The sequence below is a fragment of the Streptomyces sp. NPDC104202 genome, assembly GCF_055584185.1.
Genome location: NZ_JBVJMN010000051.1, coordinates 1 through 16,926, shown reverse-complemented (window position 1 = coordinate 16,926; position 16,926 = coordinate 1). Strand labels below are relative to the sequence as shown.

The 16,926-nt window shown below is 72.8% G+C and carries 12 protein-coding genes; all 12 read left to right on the top strand.

Annotated features, from left to right (window positions below; translation table 11 throughout):
- Positions 1-10: 10 nt before the first annotated feature.
- The gene (mreC, locus tag ACZ60W_RS27575) at positions 11-1,009 is read left to right on the top strand and encodes a rod shape-determining protein MreC (protein WP_366305968.1); all 999 of its coding nucleotides are present in this window, start codon (positions 11-13) and stop codon (positions 1,007-1,009) included.
- On the top strand, positions 1,006-1,674 hold the full coding sequence (gene mreD, locus ACZ60W_RS27570) for a rod shape-determining protein MreD (RefSeq protein ID WP_469758076.1): 669 nt from the start codon (positions 1,006-1,008) through the stop codon (positions 1,672-1,674). Before mreC ends, mreD begins: the two co-directional genes overlap by 4 nt.
- A 19-nt stretch (positions 1,675-1,693) precedes the next feature.
- Positions 1,694-3,919: a penicillin-binding protein 2 gene (mrdA, locus tag ACZ60W_RS27565; protein ID WP_469758075.1), complete on the top strand. Its 2,226-nt coding sequence runs from the start codon at positions 1,694-1,696 to the stop codon at positions 3,917-3,919.
- A 4-nt stretch (positions 3,920-3,923) separates the two neighbouring features.
- Entirely contained in the window at positions 3,924-5,123 is a 1,200-nt protein-coding gene (gene rodA, locus ACZ60W_RS27560; RefSeq protein ID WP_469758074.1) for a rod shape-determining protein RodA, read from the top strand.
- A 19-nt stretch (positions 5,124-5,142) separates the two neighbouring features.
- Positions 5,143-6,660 carry a CYTH and CHAD domain-containing protein gene (locus tag ACZ60W_RS27555; RefSeq protein WP_469758073.1) on the top strand — a complete coding sequence of 506 codons (1,518 nt, stop codon included), beginning with the start codon at positions 5,143-5,145 and terminating at the stop codon, positions 6,658-6,660.
- Positions 6,661-6,712: 52 nt separating this feature from the next.
- Positions 6,713-8,644: a TIGR03960 family B12-binding radical SAM protein gene (locus ACZ60W_RS27550; protein WP_469758072.1), complete on the top strand. Its 1,932-nt coding sequence runs from the start codon at positions 6,713-6,715 to the stop codon at positions 8,642-8,644.
- A 61-nt stretch (positions 8,645-8,705) separates the two neighbouring features.
- Positions 8,706-9,368, top strand: a complete 663-nt coding sequence (locus tag ACZ60W_RS27545) for a hypothetical protein (protein ID WP_469758071.1) — start codon at positions 8,706-8,708, stop codon at positions 9,366-9,368.
- A 229-nt stretch (positions 9,369-9,597) separates the two neighbouring features.
- Positions 9,598-10,389 (top strand): TIGR03936 family radical SAM-associated protein, encoded by a 792-nt coding sequence (locus tag ACZ60W_RS27540; RefSeq protein ID WP_469758070.1) that lies wholly within the window; start codon positions 9,598-9,600, stop codon positions 10,387-10,389.
- Between the two features lie 234 nt (positions 10,390-10,623).
- Positions 10,624-14,439, top strand: a complete 3,816-nt coding sequence (locus tag ACZ60W_RS27535; protein WP_469758069.1) for an Rne/Rng family ribonuclease — start codon at positions 10,624-10,626, stop codon at positions 14,437-14,439.
- 244 nt (positions 14,440-14,683) lie between these two features.
- Positions 14,684-15,004 carry a 50S ribosomal protein L21 gene (gene rplU / locus ACZ60W_RS27530; protein ID WP_015033583.1) on the top strand — a complete coding sequence of 107 codons (321 nt, stop codon included), beginning with the start codon at positions 14,684-14,686 and terminating at the stop codon, positions 15,002-15,004.
- Between the two features lie 13 nt (positions 15,005-15,017).
- A complete protein-coding gene (rpmA, locus tag ACZ60W_RS27525) occupies positions 15,018-15,272 on the top strand; it encodes a 50S ribosomal protein L27 (protein ID WP_003976205.1) in 255 nt (84 codons plus the stop codon).
- Positions 15,273-15,384: 112 nt separating this feature from the next.
- Positions 15,385-16,824, top strand: a complete 1,440-nt coding sequence (obgE, locus tag ACZ60W_RS27520; protein WP_469758068.1) for a GTPase ObgE — start codon at positions 15,385-15,387, stop codon at positions 16,822-16,824.
- Positions 16,825-16,926 lie beyond the last annotated feature (102 nt).

The following is a 16,926-nucleotide window of genomic DNA, read 5'->3' as shown; positions in this document are numbered from 1 at the left end:
GCCGCCGCACGTGAGGGACACACGAGAGAGCCGGCTGCTCCTGGTGCTGCTGATCGCCATCGCGTTCGCACTGATCACGGTGGACATCCGCGGTGGCCAGGAGTCACCCGTCGACGGTGCCCGGCAGGCCGCGGCAGCGGTCTTCGGGCCCGTCGAGAACGGCGTGGCGGCGGCCGTCGATCCGATCGGCAACGCCATAGGCGCGGTCCGGGACTCCGGGGAGCGGCACACCCGGATCGCCGCCCTGGAGAAGGAGAACGCCGAGCTCAAGGCCGAGCTGGGCAGCGACGACCGCAACCGCAACCGGCTGCGCGAACTCGACACCATGCTCAAGACCGCCGGCGCCGGCCAGTACGGCATCAAGGGCGCCCAGGTCATCGCCATAGGAGCGGCCCAGGGCTTCTCCTGGACCGTCACCATCGACGTCGGCGCCCGCGACGGCATCACGCGCGACATGACCGTGCTCAACGGCTCCGGGCTCGTCGGCCGCGTGACCACCGTCGGCCCCTCCACCTCCACGGTCCTCCTCGCCAACGACCCCGACTTCACCGTCGGCACCCGCATGGAGAAGTCCGACGAACTCGGCTTCGCCACCGGCCAGGGCGACAGCCCGCTCCTGGTCCAGCTCCTCAACGGCAAGGCCAAGGTCAAGCCCGGGGACCGGCTCGTCACCTTCGGCTCGCGCGCCGACAAGCCCTTCGTACCCGGCGTGCCGGTGGGCGAGGTCGTCCGCGTCGACCCGGCCGGCGGCGGACTGACCCGCAACATCTACGTCCGCCCGTACGTCGGCTTCACCAAGCTCGACATCGTCGGCGTCGTCGTCCAGGCACCCCGCTCGGACCCGCGCGACATGGTCCTGCCGCAGAAGCCCAAGCCGGCGCCGACCGTCACCGTCACGGTCACACCGCCACCACCGGACGGCCAGCAGGCCGCCGACGGCACCCGGCAGGGCACGAAGCCGGACACGAACCAGCAGGCACCGCAGGACCAGGGGGACGCGACACCGTGAAGTTCAACCGCATCCTCCTCTCCGCGACCCTGATCGTGGTCGCCCTCGTCGTCCAGGTCTCCGTCCTGGCCCGCCTCCAGCTCCCCGGCGCGGTCCCCGACCTCGTCCTGCTCACCGTCGTCGGCCTCGCCCTGGTCTACGGCCCGGTCAGCGGCTCCCTCGTCGGCTTCACCGCGGGCCTGCTCGCCGACCTGGCGCCGCCCGCCGACCACGCCGCCGGGCGCTACGCCCTGGTGCTCTGCGTCATCGGCTACCTGGTCGGCCTCGCCCGCCCCGACAACGGACGGCTGACCTCGGCGGCCGGCCCGATGGCCGTCGTCGTCGCCGCGGCCGTCGGATCCACCCTGCTCTACGCGGGCGTCGGCGCCCTCGTCGGCGACACCGCCGCCCGCCACGTCGGCCTCGGCTTCCTGCTGTTCACCGCGGCCGTGTACGACCTGCTCCTCGCGCCGTTCACGGTGCCGCTCATCATGGCCCTGGCCCGGCGGGCCGAGAACGATCCCCTGGCCGACGCCGGCGGGGGCAACGGCGCCGACGTCGCGTCGGGCTGGCTCTCCTCCGGCACCGGCCTGCGGATCGGCAACCAGCGCGGCGGCCTGCGCGTGAAGGCCGCCCGGAGCCGCGCCTCACGGGCCGGACGCATCAAGGGAGTCAAGCGACTGTGACCGAGGGGGCACCGGCGGTATGAGCAACATCCCCGAGACCGGGCGGACCCCGCGGGTCCAGATCCGGCTCGTCGTCATCCAGATCCTCGTCTTCTCGCTGCTGCTGACCCTGGGGGGCCGTCTCTGGTACCTCCAGATCCGCAACGGCAAGGAGTACACCGACGAGGCGAAGAACAACCACGTCCAGCAGGTCGTCCAGCCGGCCGTCCGCGGCTCGCTCCTCGACGCCCGCGGCGTCCCGCTCGCCGACAACGAGACCCGCCTCGTGGTCTCCGCGTCCCGCACCGAGCTGATGAAGATGAAGGACCGGGGCAGGGCCGTCCTGACCCGGCTCGCCGGCGTCCTCGACATGCGGCCCGACGACGTCATCAACAAGATCCGGCTCTGCGACTCCGAGACCCCCAAGCCCTGCTGGAACGGTTCGCCCTACCAGCCGATCCCGGTCACCGACGAGGCCACCACCCAGCAGGCCCTGCAGATCCGCGAGCGCGCCGAGGACTTCCCCGGGATCACCGCCGAACCCACCGCCGTCCGCCGCTACCCGGCCCCCGGCAAGTCCCGCACCTCGCAGGTCCTCGGCTACCTCTCGCCCGTCACCGACGCCGAGATCGAGAAGGCCAAGGACAGCGACTCGCCGTTCCTCCGCTCCGACCAGGTCGGCCGCTCCGGACTGGAGCGCACCTACGACAAGGAACTGCGCGGCAAGGCCGGCGTGACCCGCTACGAGGTCGACAACCTCGGCCGCGTCATCGGCCAGGCCAAGAGCGACCCCGCGGTCCCCGGCTCCAACGTCGTCACCTCCATCGACGCCCGCGTGCAGGCGGTCGCCGAGTGGGAGCTGTACAACGCGATGGTCGAGGCCCGCAAGACGTACGACAAGAACACCAGCGAGAACTACAAGGCCGACGCCGGCGCCGTCGTCGTCATGGAGACGAAGACCGGCCGGATCGTCGCCATGGCCTCGCAGCCCGACTACGACCCCAACGCCTGGGTCGGCGGCATCTCCGCCAAGGACTACGCGGCCCTCACCGGCAAGGACTCCAACTTCCCGCTGCTCAACCGGGCCATCCAGGGCCAGGCGGCCCCCGGCTCGATCTTCAAGGTCATCCCGACGACCGCCGCCGTCAACGCCGGCTACGAGTTCAACGGGCGCTACCCCTGCCCCTCCTCGTACGCCATCGGCGGGCAGGTCTTCAAGAACTTCGAGTCCCAGGGCCACGGCTCCATCACCCTCGGCCAGGCACTCGAGGTCTCCTGCGACACCGTCTACTACGCGCTCTCCCACCAGCAGTGGCTGAACGACGGCGGCATGAAGCCGAAGAAGGACGCCAAGGACTGGTTCTACAAGACGGCCCACCAGTTCGGCCTCGGCGCCGAGACCGGCATCGACCTCCCCAACGAGGTCACCGGCCGCGTCCCCGACCGGAAGTGGAAGCAGGACTTCTGGGCGGCCAACAAGGACTACTGGTGCAAGATCGGCAAGCGCGGCGGCACCTACGTGCAGCAGCTCTCCTACGAGAACTGCCTCGAAGGCAACCTCATGCGCGCCGGTGACTCCGTCAACTACTCCATCGGGCAGGGCGACACCCTCGTCACCCCCATCCAGATGGCCACCATCTACGCCGCCATCGCCAACGGCGGCACCCTGTGGAACCCGACCGTCGGCAAGGCCGTCGTCAGCCCCGACGGCAAGGACGTCACCGAGATCAAGCCCAAGTCCCACGGCAAGCTCCCCATGGACGCCAAGACGCAGGCGTTGATAGAGGAGGCGCTCGCGGGTGTCGCCACCCGCGGTACCGCCGCCTGGCGCTTCGGCGGCTGGCCCCAGGACAAGATCCCGATGCACGCCAAGACGGGTACGGCCGAGGTCTACGGCAAGCAGACGACCTCGTGGTTCGCCACGTACACCAAGGACTACGCGATCGTCATGACGATCTCCCAGGGTGGTACCGGCTCCGGAGCCTCCGGCCCCGCCGTGCGCAACATCTACGACGCGCTCTACGGGCTCGACGACGCCGGCAACCAGGACCTCAAGCGGGCCCTGCTGCCGCAGCCGCAGAAGAACCTGCCGAAGATCGAGGCCGACGGCTCCATCGACGCCCCGAAGATCGCGCCCTACGACCCCGAGGCCCAGAAGGTCGACCCCGACGCGCCCGCGAAGCAGGACGGCGCCACCCCGGCCGGGAAGCCGGACGACGACGACCAGGCACTCGCGGGCCCGCCCGCCGGCCGGACGAGGGACTGAGCCCATGACCGCACCCCACGGCTTCTCCGTCTCCCGGTACGCCCCCGAGCGCGGCACCCTCGCCAAACTGGCCGCCCGCGACTCGGTGGTCCGCCGGCTCGACTGGCCGATCCTGCTGTCGGCGATCGCGCTCTCCGGCATCGGCGCCCTGCTCGTCTGGTCCGCCACCCGCGGCCGCACCGAGCTCAACAACGGCGACCCGTACTACTTCCTCTTCCGGCACGTGCTCAACACCGGCATCGGCCTCGCGCTGATGATCGGCACGATCTGGCTCGGCCACCGCACCCTGCGCGGCGCGGTGCCGATCCTCTACGGCCTCTCGATCGTGCTGATCCTCGCCGTCCTCACCCCGCTCGGCGCCACCATCAACGGCGCCCACGCGTGGATCGTGATCGGCGGTGGTTTCTCCCTCCAGCCCAGCGAGTTCGTGAAGATCACGATCATCCTGGTGATGGCGATGCTGCTGGCCGCCAAGGTCGACGCCGGCGACCAGCTCCATCCCGACCACCGCACGGTGGCCAAGGCCCTCGCCCTGGCCGCCCTCCCCATGGGCATCGTCATGCTGATGCCCGACCTCGGCTCGGTCATGGTCATGGCCGTCATCGTGCTCGGCGTCCTGCTCGCCTCCGGCGCCTCCAACCGGTGGGTCCTCGGCCTCATCGGCGCGGGTGTCCTCGGCGCGGTCCTCGTCACCGCGCTCGGCATGCTCGACGAGTACCAGATCAACCGGTTCGCGGCCTTCGCCAACCCCGACCTCGACCCCGCCGGCGTCGGCTACAACACCAACCAGGCCCGCATCGCCATCGGCTCCGGCGGCCTCCTCGGCTCCGGGCTCTTCAAGGGCTCCCAGACCACCGGCCAGTTCGTCCCCGAACAGCAGACCGACTTCGTCTTCACGGTCGCGGGGGAGGAGCTGGGCTTCGTCGGCGCCGGCCTGATCCTCGTCCTCCTCGGCGTCATCCTCTGGCGCGCCTGCCGGATCGCCCGCGAGACCACCGAGCTCTACGGCACGGTCGTCGCCGCCGGCATCATCGCCTGGTTCGCCTTCCAGTCCTTCGAGAACATCGGCATGACCCTCGGCATCATGCCCGTCGCCGGACTGCCGCTGCCCTTCGTCTCCTACGGCGGCTCGTCCATGTTCGCCGTGTGGGTGGCGATCGGCCTCCTCCAGTCCATTCGCGTACAACGCCCGATGACGGCCTGACGGCGGTTAGATTCGAGGTATGGCCGAGACGAAGCGCGAGATCGAGCGGAAGTACGAAGCCACCGGGGAGACTCCGGTACCGGACCTGACCAAGGTCCGCGGGGTCGCCGAGGTCGCCGACCGGGGCGTCGTGGAACTGGACGCCGTCTACTACGACACCCCCGACCTCAGGCTGGCCGCCGACGCGCTCACCCTCCGCCGCCGCACCGGCGGCGGCGACGCCGGCTGGCACGTGAAGTTCCCCGTCGCCGCCGGAGTCCGCGACGAGATCAGGGCCCCGCTGACCGACACCCTTCCGGGTGAGCTGGCGGGGCTCCTGCGTTCCCGGGTCCGCGGCGGCACCGTCGTCCCCGTCGTCCGCCTCCGCTCCGCGCGCGACGTCCGCCACCTGCGCGCCGCCGACGGCACCCTCCTCGCCGAACTCTCCGTCGACACCGTCCACGCCGAACGGCTGCCCGCGGGCCCGGCCGCCACCTGGACCGAGATCGAGGTGGAGCTCGCCGACGGCATCGACGACCCCGCCTTCCTCGACGCCGTCGGCAGACGCCTGGGCAAGGCCGGCATCCACCCCTCCGCCTCCCCGTCCAAGCTCGCCCGCGCCCTCGCCGAGACGGGCTCCGCACCCGAACCGGCCCCCGCCCCCGGGAAGTCAGGGACCGCCGGCGCCGCCGTCCTCGCCTACGTGCGCGAACAGGCCGACGCCCTCGTCGCGCTCGACCCCGCCGTCCGGCGCGACCTGCCCGACGCCGTCCACCAGATGCGGGTCGCCTGCCGCCGCATGCGCAGCGCCTTCAAGACCTACCGCCGGGTCCTCGACCGCACCGCCACCGACCCCGTCGGCGACGAGCTGAAGTGGCTCGCCGGCGAACTCGGCGTCGCCCGCGACCAGGAGGTCCTCGACGAGCGGCTGAGCGCCCGCGTCGCGGAACTGCCGGCCGCTCTCACCCTCGGCCCCGTCCAGGCCCGGCTGCGCCGCCGCGACGCCGCACTCGCCAGGAACGCCCGGCACCAGGCCCTCACCGCCCTCGACTCCGACCGTTATCTCACCCTCCTCGACACCCTCGCCGCGCTCCTGGCCGACCCGCCGCTGCGCAAGGCCGCCCGCCGCGACGCCCCCGAGGTCCTCGCCCGCGCCGTCCGCAAGGACCACGACCGCCTCGGCCGGAGGATCGGCCACGCCCTCGCCCTCACCCCCGGCCACGAACGCGACCTCGCCCTCCACGAGGCCCGCAAGGCCGCCAAACGCGCCCGCTACGCCGCCGACGCGGCCCGCCCCGCGCTCGGCAAACCCGCGAAGCGGCTCGCGAAGCGCGTCAAGGCGGTGCAGTCGCTCCTCGGCGAACACCAGGACGCCGTCGTCGCGCGCGCCGCCCTCCGCGAGTTCGGGATCATGGCCCACGGGGTCGGCGAATCGGCTTTCACCTGGGGACTTCTCTACGGCCGCGAGGAGGCCGCGGCGGCCGCCGCCGAGCGGGAACTGCCCCGGGTCTGGGCCCGGGCCTCCGCTCCCGAACTCAAGGCGGCGCTGAGCCGCTGAGCACCGGGGTACGCTTGAGAGTCGCCCCCCTGCCAGCTCACGAAGGTTCGAGATGTCTGCTGCCGAGTCTGTCTTCCCGCAGCTCGAAGCTCTGCTCCCGCACGTGCAGAAGCCGATTCAGTACGTCGGTGGAGAGCTGAACTCCACGGTCAAGCCGTGGGAGTCCGCCGACGTCCGCTGGGCGCTGATGTACCCGGACGCGTACGAGGTCGGTCTGCCCAACCAGGGCGTCATGATCCTCTACGAGGTGCTGAACGAGCGCGAGGGCGTCCTCGCCGAGCGCACGTACAGCGTGTGGCCGGACCTGGAGGAGCTGATGCGGGAGCACGGCGTCCCGCAGTTCACCGTCGACTCGCACCGCCCCGTCAGCGCCTTCGACGTCTTCGGCCTCAGCTTCTCCACGGAGCTGGGCTACACGAACATGCTCACCGCCCTGGACCTGGCCGGCATCCCGCTGGAGGCGAAGGACCGGACCGTCGACCACCCGATCGTGCTCGCCGGCGGCCACGCGGCCTTCAACCCCGAGCCGATCGCGGACTTCATCGACGCGGCGATCATCGGCGACGGCGAGCAGGCCGTCCTCGACATGACCGAGATCATCCGCGCCTGGAAGGCAGAGGGCCGGCCGGGCGGACGCGAGGAGGTCCTCTTCCGCCTCGCGAAGACGGGCTCGGTCTACATCCCCGGCTTCTACGACGTCGAGTACCTGCCGGACGGCCGCATCGGCCGCGTCGTGCCGAACAGGTCCGGCGTGCCGTGGCGCGTCTCCAAGCACACCGTCATGGACCTCGACGAGTGGCCGTACCCGAAGCAGCCCCTCGTGCCGCTCGCGGAGACCGTCCACGAGCGCATGTCCGTCGAGATCTTCCGCGGCTGCACCCGCGGCTGCCGCTTCTGCCAGGCCGGCATGATCACGCGCCCCGTGCGGGAGCGAAGCATCACCGGCATCGGCGAGATGGTCGAGAAGGGCCTCAAGGCGACCGGCTTCGAGGAGGTCGGCCTCCTGTCGCTCTCCTCCGCCGACCACACCGAGATCGGCGAGATCGCCAAGGGCCTGGCCGACCGCTACACGGACGACAAGGTGGGCCTCTCCCTGCCGTCGACCCGCGTGGACGCCTTCAACGTCGACCTGGCCAACGAGCTGACCCGCAACGGCCGCCGCTCCGGTCTCACCTTCGCCCCCGAGGGCGGCTCCGAGCGCATGCGCAAGGTCATCAACAAGATGGTCTCGGAGGAGGACCTCATCCGGACCGTCTCCACCGCGTACGGCAACGGCTGGCGCCAGGTGAAGCTGTACTTCATGTGCGGCCTGCCGACGGAGACCGACGAGGACGTCCTCCAGATCGCCGACATGGCGATGAACGTGATCGCCGAGGGCCGCAAGGTCTCCGGCCAGAACGACATCCGCTGCACCGTCTCCATCGGCGGCTTCGTCCCCAAGCCGCACACCCCCTTCCAGTGGGCCCCGCAGCTCTCCGCCGAGGAGACCGACGAGCGCCTGCGCAAGCTCCGCGACAAGATCCGCGGCGACAAGAAGTACGGCCGCTCCATCGGCTTCCGCTACCACGACGGCAAGCCCGGCATCGTCGAGGGCCTGCTGTCCCGCGGCGACCGCCGCATCGGCGCCGTCATCCGCGCGGTCTACGAGGACGGCGGCCGCTTCGACGGCTGGCGCGAGCACTTCTCCTACGACCGCTGGATGGCCTGCGCCGAGAAGACGCTTCCCGACGCCGGCGTCGACGTCGCCTGGTACACGACCCGCGAGCGCACCTACGAGGAGGTCCTCCCCTGGGACCACCTCGACTCGGGTCTCGACAAGGACTGGCTCTGGGAGGACTGGCAGGACTCCCTCGACGAGACCGAGGTCGAGGACTGCCGCTGGACCCCGTGCTTCGACTGCGGCGTCTGCCCGCAGATGGACACCCACATCCAGATCGGTCCCACCGGAAAGACGCTGCTGCCGCTGACGGTCGTCAACCGGTAACGCTTGGATGACGGCCCGGCGGAGGGGAAACCCTCCGCCGGGCCGTCGCGTCATTTCCGGCATGGACACGGAGAACAGCAGGTCACGGTCGCCGCACGAGCCCGGGGGCTGCCTCACGGGGGTGGCGCGGGTCATCGCGCTGGTGGTCGTGCTGCCCGTCCGGCTGGTCTGGGACGTCTTCGCCCTGTGCCTGAAGCAGCTGTGGCGCTGGGTGCTCGCCCCGTTCGGCCGCGTCCTCGCCTGGCTGATCCACCACCTGCTCGTGATCCCGCTGCGGTTCCTGTGGGAGTGGGTGCTCGCCCCGGTCGGGCGAGCCCTGTGGTGGCTGGTCGACCTCCTGGTCGTGACGCCGCTGACGTGGCTGGGACGGTGGGTCCTCCTGCCCGTCGCCCGGGCCGTGTGGTGGGTCGTCGACCTGCTGCTCGTCACCCCGCTCGCCTGGCTCTGGCGTCAGGTGCTCGCCCCCGTCGGCCGGGCGGCCGGCACGGCGCTCGCATGGGCCTGGCGGGTCTCCGGCCTGATCGGCCGGGCCCTGGGGCGCGCCGTCGGGTGGCTGCTGTGGCACTCGGTCGGGCGTCCCCTCGCCTGGGCGTACCGGGTGGTCCTGACGCCGGTGGGCCACTGGCTGCGGACGTGGGTCCAGGCCCCCCTCGCCGCCGCCGGACGGGCCGTCCGCACGGCCGCGCGGGAGGTGCGCGTCGCGCTCTTCGGCGGACCCCGCTGACCCGGCCCGGGGAACCGGAGGTGGCCCGGGCGCGTACTCTGGGTAGTACAACGAACGTCCCCGGCGCGGCGCCCGCCCCCGAGATCTCCCCGCGACAGCGGGGGTGAACCGGGCGGGACCCCCGGGGCAACCCGTACATCTCGTGGACGGCGCCACCCGCGCCGCCCCGCACCGAGGAGAAGAACCACTGGGCAAGCGACAGCCCGAAGGCCCGCCGCCCGCACCGGCGGTGCAGCGCATCCGACTGCGCTACACCAAGCGCGGCCGCCTCCGGTTCACCAGTCACCGAGACTTCCAGCGCGCATTCGAGCGTGCGCTCCGCCGCGCCGAGGTGCCCATGGCGTACTCGGCCGGTTTCACCCCGCACCCCAAGGTCTCGTACGCCAACGCCGCCCCGACGGGCACCGGCTCCGAGGCCGAGTACCTGGAGATCGCGCTCACGCAGACGCGCGACCCCGAGACGCTGCGGGCGCTGCTCGACGAGTCCCTGCCGGCCGGACTCGACATCACCGACGCCGTCGAGGCCCGGACCTCCGGACTCGCCGACCGGCTCACCGCCTCCGTGTGGGAGCTGCGGCTCGAAGGCGTCACGGTCGAGGACGCCGAGAAGGCCGTCGAGGCGTTTCTCGCGGCCGAGACGGTGGAAGTACAGCGCAAGACCAAGAACGGCGTCCGCACCTTCGACGCCCGTTCCGCGGTCACCGAGCTGACGGCGGCCCGCCCCCAGGGTGATCCCCAGGGTGATAGGCCGCTCGACAGCGCCTGTGCGATACTGCGGCTGGTTGTTCGGCACGTGACACCTGCCGTACGACCCGACGACGTCCTGTCCGGTCTCCGAGCTGTGGCCGACCTGGCGCCGCCGGTCCCCGCTGCGGTGACCAGGCTGGCGCAGGGGCTCTTCGACGAGGAGTCCGGCACGGTGACCGACCCGCTCGCGCCCGACCGCGAGGCAGTCACGGCCGCACCTACCACGGCCGCCGCGACCGCCTCTGCGACGGCGCCGGGTGCAGGTACCGCGTAGGGAGCGGTCGTCGTAGCGCCGCCCTGGTACTCGGGAGCCACCTGGGTCGGGCAGCGCACTGACCAGAAGACTTTCGCCAGGCCGTCCGCACAGGGCGTACGGAACCGGCGAGCCAGACACAGAGCTCCCGTGCGGCGCCCGCGCCCCGGACGGCGGCACCGCGCCACAGGCGCGACCGTGCCGCCGGACCGGAACCAGGCGCGGCGCCCGGGAGCGTGACGGGAGAAACCCCGCATGCTCGAGTCCAACGAAGACACCAACGCCCCCGGTGACAAGCTGCCGCCGCGCCGCAGGCGCCGCGCCGCTTCCCGCCCCGCCGGCCCGCCGGTGACGGGCGCGACCGCCGACTCCGCCGAGACCCCGGCGGCCGTCGAGGCCCCGGCGGCCGAGGCCGCCCCGGTGGCCGAGGAGGCCGCGCCGCCGGCCCGTACCCGCCGCCGCGCGACCCGCAAGGCCACCGCCCCCGCCGCGGACACCGCGGCCGAGACCTCGGCCCCGGCCGCCGAGGCCGTGGCCGAGGCGCCCGCCGAGACCCCCGCCCCGGCCGCCGACGAGGCGCCCGAGGCCGCTCCGGCGCGCCCCGCGCGCCGCCGCGCCACCCGCAAGGCCACCTCGCCCGTGACCTCCACGGCCGCCGTCGAGGAGCCCGCCGAGACCGCCCCGGTCGCCGAGGCCCCGGCCGTCGAGGCCGCCCCGGTCGCCGAGGAGGCCGCGCCGCCGGCCCGTACCCGCCGCCGCGCCACCCGCAAGGCCACCGCCCCGGCCGGCGCCCCCGCCGTAGCCGAGGAGCCCGCGGCCGAGGCCCCCGCCGCCGCCCCGGTCGCCGAGGCCCCGGCCGTCGAGGCCGCCCCCGTCGTCGAGGAGGCCGCGCCGCCGGCCCGTACCCGCCGCCGCGCCACCCGCAAGGCCACCTCGCCCGAGGCCGCCGCCGAACCCGCCGTCACCGGCGAGTCGCTGCCCCAGGCCGCCGTCGAGCAGATCGCCGCCGACGACGCCGAGGTCACCGCCGCCGAGACCGCCGCCACCCGTGGCCGCGGCCGCCGCCGCGCCACCTCGCCGCAGTTCACCTCCGAGCCGGCTCCGGCCCGGGAGTCGCGCCGCGCCGCGCGCCCCTCCGTCGCCGTCTTCCAGGCCCCGGTCTTCACCGAGCCGATGTTCCAGACCCCGGAGACCGCCGCCGCGGCCGCCGCCGCCGTCGCGGTGGAGCCCGAGGAGGAGGAAGAGACGGTCGAGACCGTCGAGGCGGCCGAGGTGGCCGAGGCCCCGGAGGCCGCCGAGCGCGCCGAGACCGGCTCCCGCCGCCGTCGCCGTCGCCGCGGCGAGCCCGTCGCCGTCGAGCCCGTCCCGGCCACCGTCGCCGACGAGCCCGAGGTCGAGGCCGCCGCCGACGAGGCCGACGATGCCGCCGAGGAGTCCGAGGACGGCGACGAGTACGAGGACCGTCCGTCCCGCCGCCGCCGTCGTGGTGGCCGTCGCCGCCGCCGCGGCGAGCTCACCGAGGTCGAGGAGTCCGAGGAGGGCGACGAGCCCCACGCCGAGGACGAGGACGGCGACCACGAGGACGGCGAGGAGGAGTCGGAGGAGGCCGAGGGCTACGCCGGCGGCTCCAGCAGCTCCCGTCGCCGCCGCCGTCGCCGCCGCCGCAGCGGGGACGCCGCCGCCGACGCCGAGGGCGCCGACGACGAGGGCGTCCGCACGGTCGTCAAGGTCCGCGAGCCCCGTCCGGCCCGCGAGAAGGCCGAGCCCGGCACCGGCAGCGACGAGGTCCAGTCCATCAAGGGCTCAACCCGCCTGGAGGCCAAGAAGCAGCGCCGCCGCGAAGGTCGCGAGCAGGGCCGCCGCCGCGTCCCGATCATCACCGAGGCCGAGTTCCTCGCCCGCCGCGAGGCCGTCGAGCGCGTCATGGTCGTCCGCCAGAACGGCGAGCGCACCCAGATCGGCGTCCTGGAAGACAACGTGCTCGTCGAGCACTACGTCAACAAGGAGCAGGCCACCTCGTACGTCGGCAACGTCTACCTGGGCAAGGTCCAGAACGTGCTGCCGTCCATGGAGGCCGCGTTCGTCGACATCGGCAAGGGCCGCAACGCCGTCCTGTACGCCGGCGAGGTCAACTTCGAGGCGCTCGGCATGGGCCACGGCCCGCGCCGCATCGAGACCGCCCTCAAGTCCGGCCAGTCGGTCCTGGTGCAGGTCACCAAGGACCCGATCGGCCACAAGGGCGCCCGTCTGACCAGCCAGGTCTCCCTGCCCGGCCGCTACCTCGTGTACGTGCCCGAGGGCTCGATGACCGGCATCAGCCGCAAGCTCCCGGACACCGAGCGCGCCCGGCTGAAGACCATCCTCAAGAAGATCGTCCCCGAGGACGCGGGCGTCATCGTGCGCACCGCCGCCGAGGGCGCGAGCGAGGACGAGCTGCGCCGCGACGTCGAGCGCCTGCAGGCGCAGTGGGCCGACATCCAGAAGAAGGCCGCCCAGATCTCGACGTCCGCGCCGAGCCTGCTCTACGGCGAGCCGGACATGACCGTCCGGGTCGTCCGCGACATCTTCAACGAGGACTTCTCCAAGGTCATCGTCAGCGGCGACGACGCGTGGGAGACCATCCACGGCTACGTCTCGCACGTCGCGCCCGACCTGGCCGACCGCCTGTCCAAGTGGACGAGCGAGGTCGACGTCTTCGCGACCTACCGGATCGACGAGCAGCTCATGAAGGCGCTGGACCGCAAGGTCTGGCTGCCGTCCGGCGGCTCGCTGGTGATCGACAAGACCGAGGCGATGATCGTCGTCGACGTCAACACCGGCAAGTTCACCGGTCAGGGCGGCAACCTCGAGGAGACCGTGACGAGGAACAACCTCGAAGCGGCCGAGGAGATCGTCCGGCAGCTGCGCCTGCGCGACCTGGGCGGCATCGTCGTCATCGACTTCATCGACATGGTCCTGGAGTCCAACCGCGACCTGGTGCTGCGCCGCCTCCTGGAGTGCCTGGGCCGGGACCGGACCAAGCACCAGGTGGCCGAGGTCACCTCGCTCGGCCTGGTGCAGATGACCCGCAAGCGGGTCGGCCAGGGCCTCCTGGAGTCCTTCTCCGAGACCTGCGTCCACTGCAACGGCCGCGGTGTCATCGTGCACATGGAGCAGCCGGCGACCGCCGGCGGCGGTGGCGGCGGCAAGCGCTCGAAGAAGCGCGGCCGCGGCGGCGCCGAGCACGTCCACGAGCACGACCACGACCAGGTGGAGGCCGCGGAGGCCGAGACCGAGGCCGAGGTCGCGGCGGAGCTCGCCGCCCCGGTGGCGCTGCCGGAGCCGATCGCCGCGGACGAGGAGCTGTACGGCTCCGCCGCCGAGGCCGAGGCCGCCGCCACCCGTGGCCGCGGTCGTCGCCGGGCGACCCGTCGGGTGTCCGCACCGGCCGCTCCGGCGCCGGTCGTGGAGACCGACGCCGTCGTCCGCGAGCCGGAGCCGGTCGCGGAGACCGCGCCCGTCGCCGAGGAGCCCGCCGCCGAGCCCGAGCCGGTCGTCGAGCCCGCGCCCGTCGCGGAGCCGGTGGCCGAGGAGGCCGCCCCGGCCCCGCGTGCCCGTCGCCGCGCGACCCGCCGGGTGACCTCCCCGGTCGTCTCCACCACGGAGGCGGTCGCCGAGGTCGTCGAGCCGGTCGTCGTCGCCGAGCCGGTCGTCGAGCCCGCGCCCGTCGCCGAGCCGGTGGCCGAGCCCGTCGTCGAGGAGGCCCCCGCGGCCGCCGCGCCGCGTGCCCGCCGCCGGGTGGTCCGCAAGGCCACCGCTCCCGCCGGTGCGCCCGCGGGCGCCGAGGAGGCCGCCGTCCTGGTGGTGGCCGCGGCTCCCGCCGAGGACGCCCCGGCCGAGGCCGAGGCCGAGGCGGAGGCCGCGCCGGCCAAGAAGACGGCGGCGCGCAAGACCGCGAAGAAGGCCACGGCCAAGAAGGCCGCCACCAAGAAGACGGCGGCGACCAAGAAGACCGCGGCGAAGAAGACCACCGCCAAGAAGGCCCCGGCCAAGAAGGCGGCGGAGAAGACCGCGGCTCCGGCCCAGGACTGACTCCACCGGGTGCGGGCCGTCCCTCCACGGGGCGGCCCGCACCCGCTCGGGCGAATTTGACCCCTTGTGGCAGCCGCCCGTAACCTAGACCGTCGGCGTGTCTGATCGGCACGTCGCGCCTCTGAGCACCTCCCTCCCGCTCGCCGGGAGAGGCCGCTCGTCCGATTCCGGAACGCCGCGGGCCCTCGGGTCCGTGTGAGCGGCTGGCTTCAGAGGTTCCATCCCGAGTGAGAGAGAGATCCGCGTGTACGCCATCGTGCGCAGCGGTGGTCGCCAGCACAAGGTTGCTGTCGGCGACATCGTTGAGGTTGACAAGATTTCCACTGCCAAGGTCGGCGACACGGTCGAGCTCTCGACCCTGCTCGTGGTCGACGGCGACGCCGTCACCAGCGACCCGTGGGTCCTGGCCGGCATCAAGGTCACGGCCGAGGTCGTGGACCACCACAAGGGCGCCAAGATCGACATCCTGCGCTACAAGAACAAGACCGGCTACCGCCGTCGCCAGGGTCACCGCCAGCAGTACACGGCGATCAAGGTCACCGGTATCCCCGCGGCTGCGAAGTAAGAGGGACTGAGACATGGCACACAAGAAGGGCGCATCGTCCACCCGGAACGGGCGCGACTCGAATGCCCAGCGGCTCGGCGTGAAGCGCTTCGGCGGTCAGGCCGTCAACGCGGGTGAGATCCTGGTCCGCCAGCGCGGCACCCACTTCCACCCGGGCGCGGGTGTCGGTCGCGGTGGCGACGACACGCTGTTCGCCCTGCAGGCCGGCGCGGTGCAGTTCGGCACCCACCGTGGCCGCAAGGTCGTGAACATCGTTCCGGTCGCCTGATCGGTTCATTTGCGGAGGCGGACCTCACTTCCCGGATCGGGAAGCGGGTCCGCCTTTCGCGTGTTACTAGATAGACATTCCGCACGTAAGTAACTCTCTGGAGGCACCAACCATGACCACCTTCGTGGACCGCGTCGAGCTGCACGTCGCCGCGGGTAACGGAGGCCACGGCTGTGCCTCCGTCCACCGGGAGAAGTTCAAGCCCCTCGGCGGCCCCGACGGCGGCAACGGCGGCCGTGGCGGCGACGTGATCCTGGTCGTCGACCAGGCGGTCACCACGCTCCTGGAGTACCACCACTCGCCGCACCGCAAGGCCACCAACGGCCAGCCCGGCGCCGGCGACAACCGCTCCGGCAAGGACGGCCAGGACCTCGTCCTGCCCGTGCCGGACGGCACCGTCGTCCTCGACAAGCAGGGCAACGTCCTGGCCGACCTCGTCGGACAGGGCACCACCTTCGTCGCGGGCCAGGGCGGCCGCGGCGGCCTCGGCAACGCCGCGCTCGCGTCGGCCCGCCGCAAGGCCCCCGGCTTCGCGCTCCTCGGCGAGCCCGGCGAGGCCGGCGACGTCGTCCTGGAGCTCAAGACCGTCGCCGACGTGGCGCTCGTCGGCTACCCGAGCGCCGGCAAGTCCTCGCTCATCTCGGTCCTGTCGGCCGCCAAGCCGAAGATCGCCGACTACCCCTTCACGACGCTCGTCCCCAACCTGGGCGTGGTCACCGCCGGCTCGACCGTCTACACGATCGCCGACGTCCCCGGCCTCATCCCCGGCGCGAGCCAGGGCCGCGGCCTCGGCCTGGAGTTCCTCCGGCACGTCGAGCGCTGCTCGGTCCTCGTGCACGTCCTGGACACGGCGACGCTGGAGTCCGACCGCGACCCGGTCTCCGACCTCGACATCATCGAGGAGGAGCTGAAGCAGTACGGCGGCCTCGAGGACCGTCCCCGCATCGTCGTCCTCAACAAGATCGACATCCCGGACGGCCAGGACCTCGCGGACATGATCCGCCCGGAGCTCGAAGAGCGCGGCTACCAGGTCTACGAGGTCTCCGCCGTCGCCCGCACGGGCCTCAAGGAGCTCTCCTTCGCCCTCGCCGGCATCGTCGGCGAGGCGCGCGCGGCCAAGCCCGTGGAGGAGGCGACCCGCATCGTCATCCGCCCGAAGGCCGTCGACGACGCGGGCTTCACCGTCACGTACGACGAGGCCGAGGACGTCTACCGGGTGCGCGGCGAGAAGCCCGAGCGCTGGGTCCGCCAGACCGACTTCAACAACGACGAGGCCGTCGGCTACCTCGCCGACCGCCTCAACCGCCTCGGGGTCGAGGACCGGCTGATGAAGGCCGGCGCCCGCGCCGGCGACGGCGTCGCCATCGGCGCCGACGACAACGCCGTCGTCTTCGACTGGGAGCCCAGCATGATGGCCGGCGCCGAGATGCTCGGCCGCCGCGGCGAGGACCACCGCCTCGAAGCGCCCCGACCCGCCGCCCAGCGCCGTCGCGACCGCGACGCCGAGCGCGACGACGCCCAGCGCGAGTTCGACGAGTTCGACGCGTTCTAGCCGCACCCGGACGTGGGGGGGGGGGGGGGGGGGGGGGGGGGGGGGGGGGGGGGGGGGGGGGGGGGGGGGGGGGGGGGGGGGGGGGGGGGGGGGGGGGGGGGG

Bases quoted from the DNA above. Each gene is read 5' to 3' on its own strand.
- ACZ60W_RS27555 (WP_469758073.1), top strand. From the start codon at position 5,143: ATGGCCGAGACGAAGCGCGAGATCGAGCGGAAGTACGAAGCCACCGGG.
- mrdA (WP_469758075.1), top strand. From the start codon at position 1,694: ATGAGCAACATCCCCGAGACCGGGCGGACCCCGCGGGTCCAGATCCGG.
- rpmA (WP_003976205.1), top strand. From the start codon at position 15,018: ATGGCACACAAGAAGGGCGCATCGTCCACCCGGAACGGGCGCGACTCG.
- ACZ60W_RS27535 (WP_469758069.1), top strand. From the start codon at position 10,624: ATGCTCGAGTCCAACGAAGACACCAACGCCCCCGGTGACAAGCTGCCG.
- ACZ60W_RS27545 (WP_469758071.1), top strand. From the start codon at position 8,706: ATGGACACGGAGAACAGCAGGTCACGGTCGCCGCACGAGCCCGGGGGC.
- obgE (WP_469758068.1), top strand. From the start codon at position 15,385: ATGACCACCTTCGTGGACCGCGTCGAGCTGCACGTCGCCGCGGGTAAC.
- rodA (WP_469758074.1), top strand. From the start codon at position 3,924: ATGACCGCACCCCACGGCTTCTCCGTCTCCCGGTACGCCCCCGAGCGC.
- ACZ60W_RS27550 (WP_469758072.1), top strand. From the start codon at position 6,713: ATGTCTGCTGCCGAGTCTGTCTTCCCGCAGCTCGAAGCTCTGCTCCCG.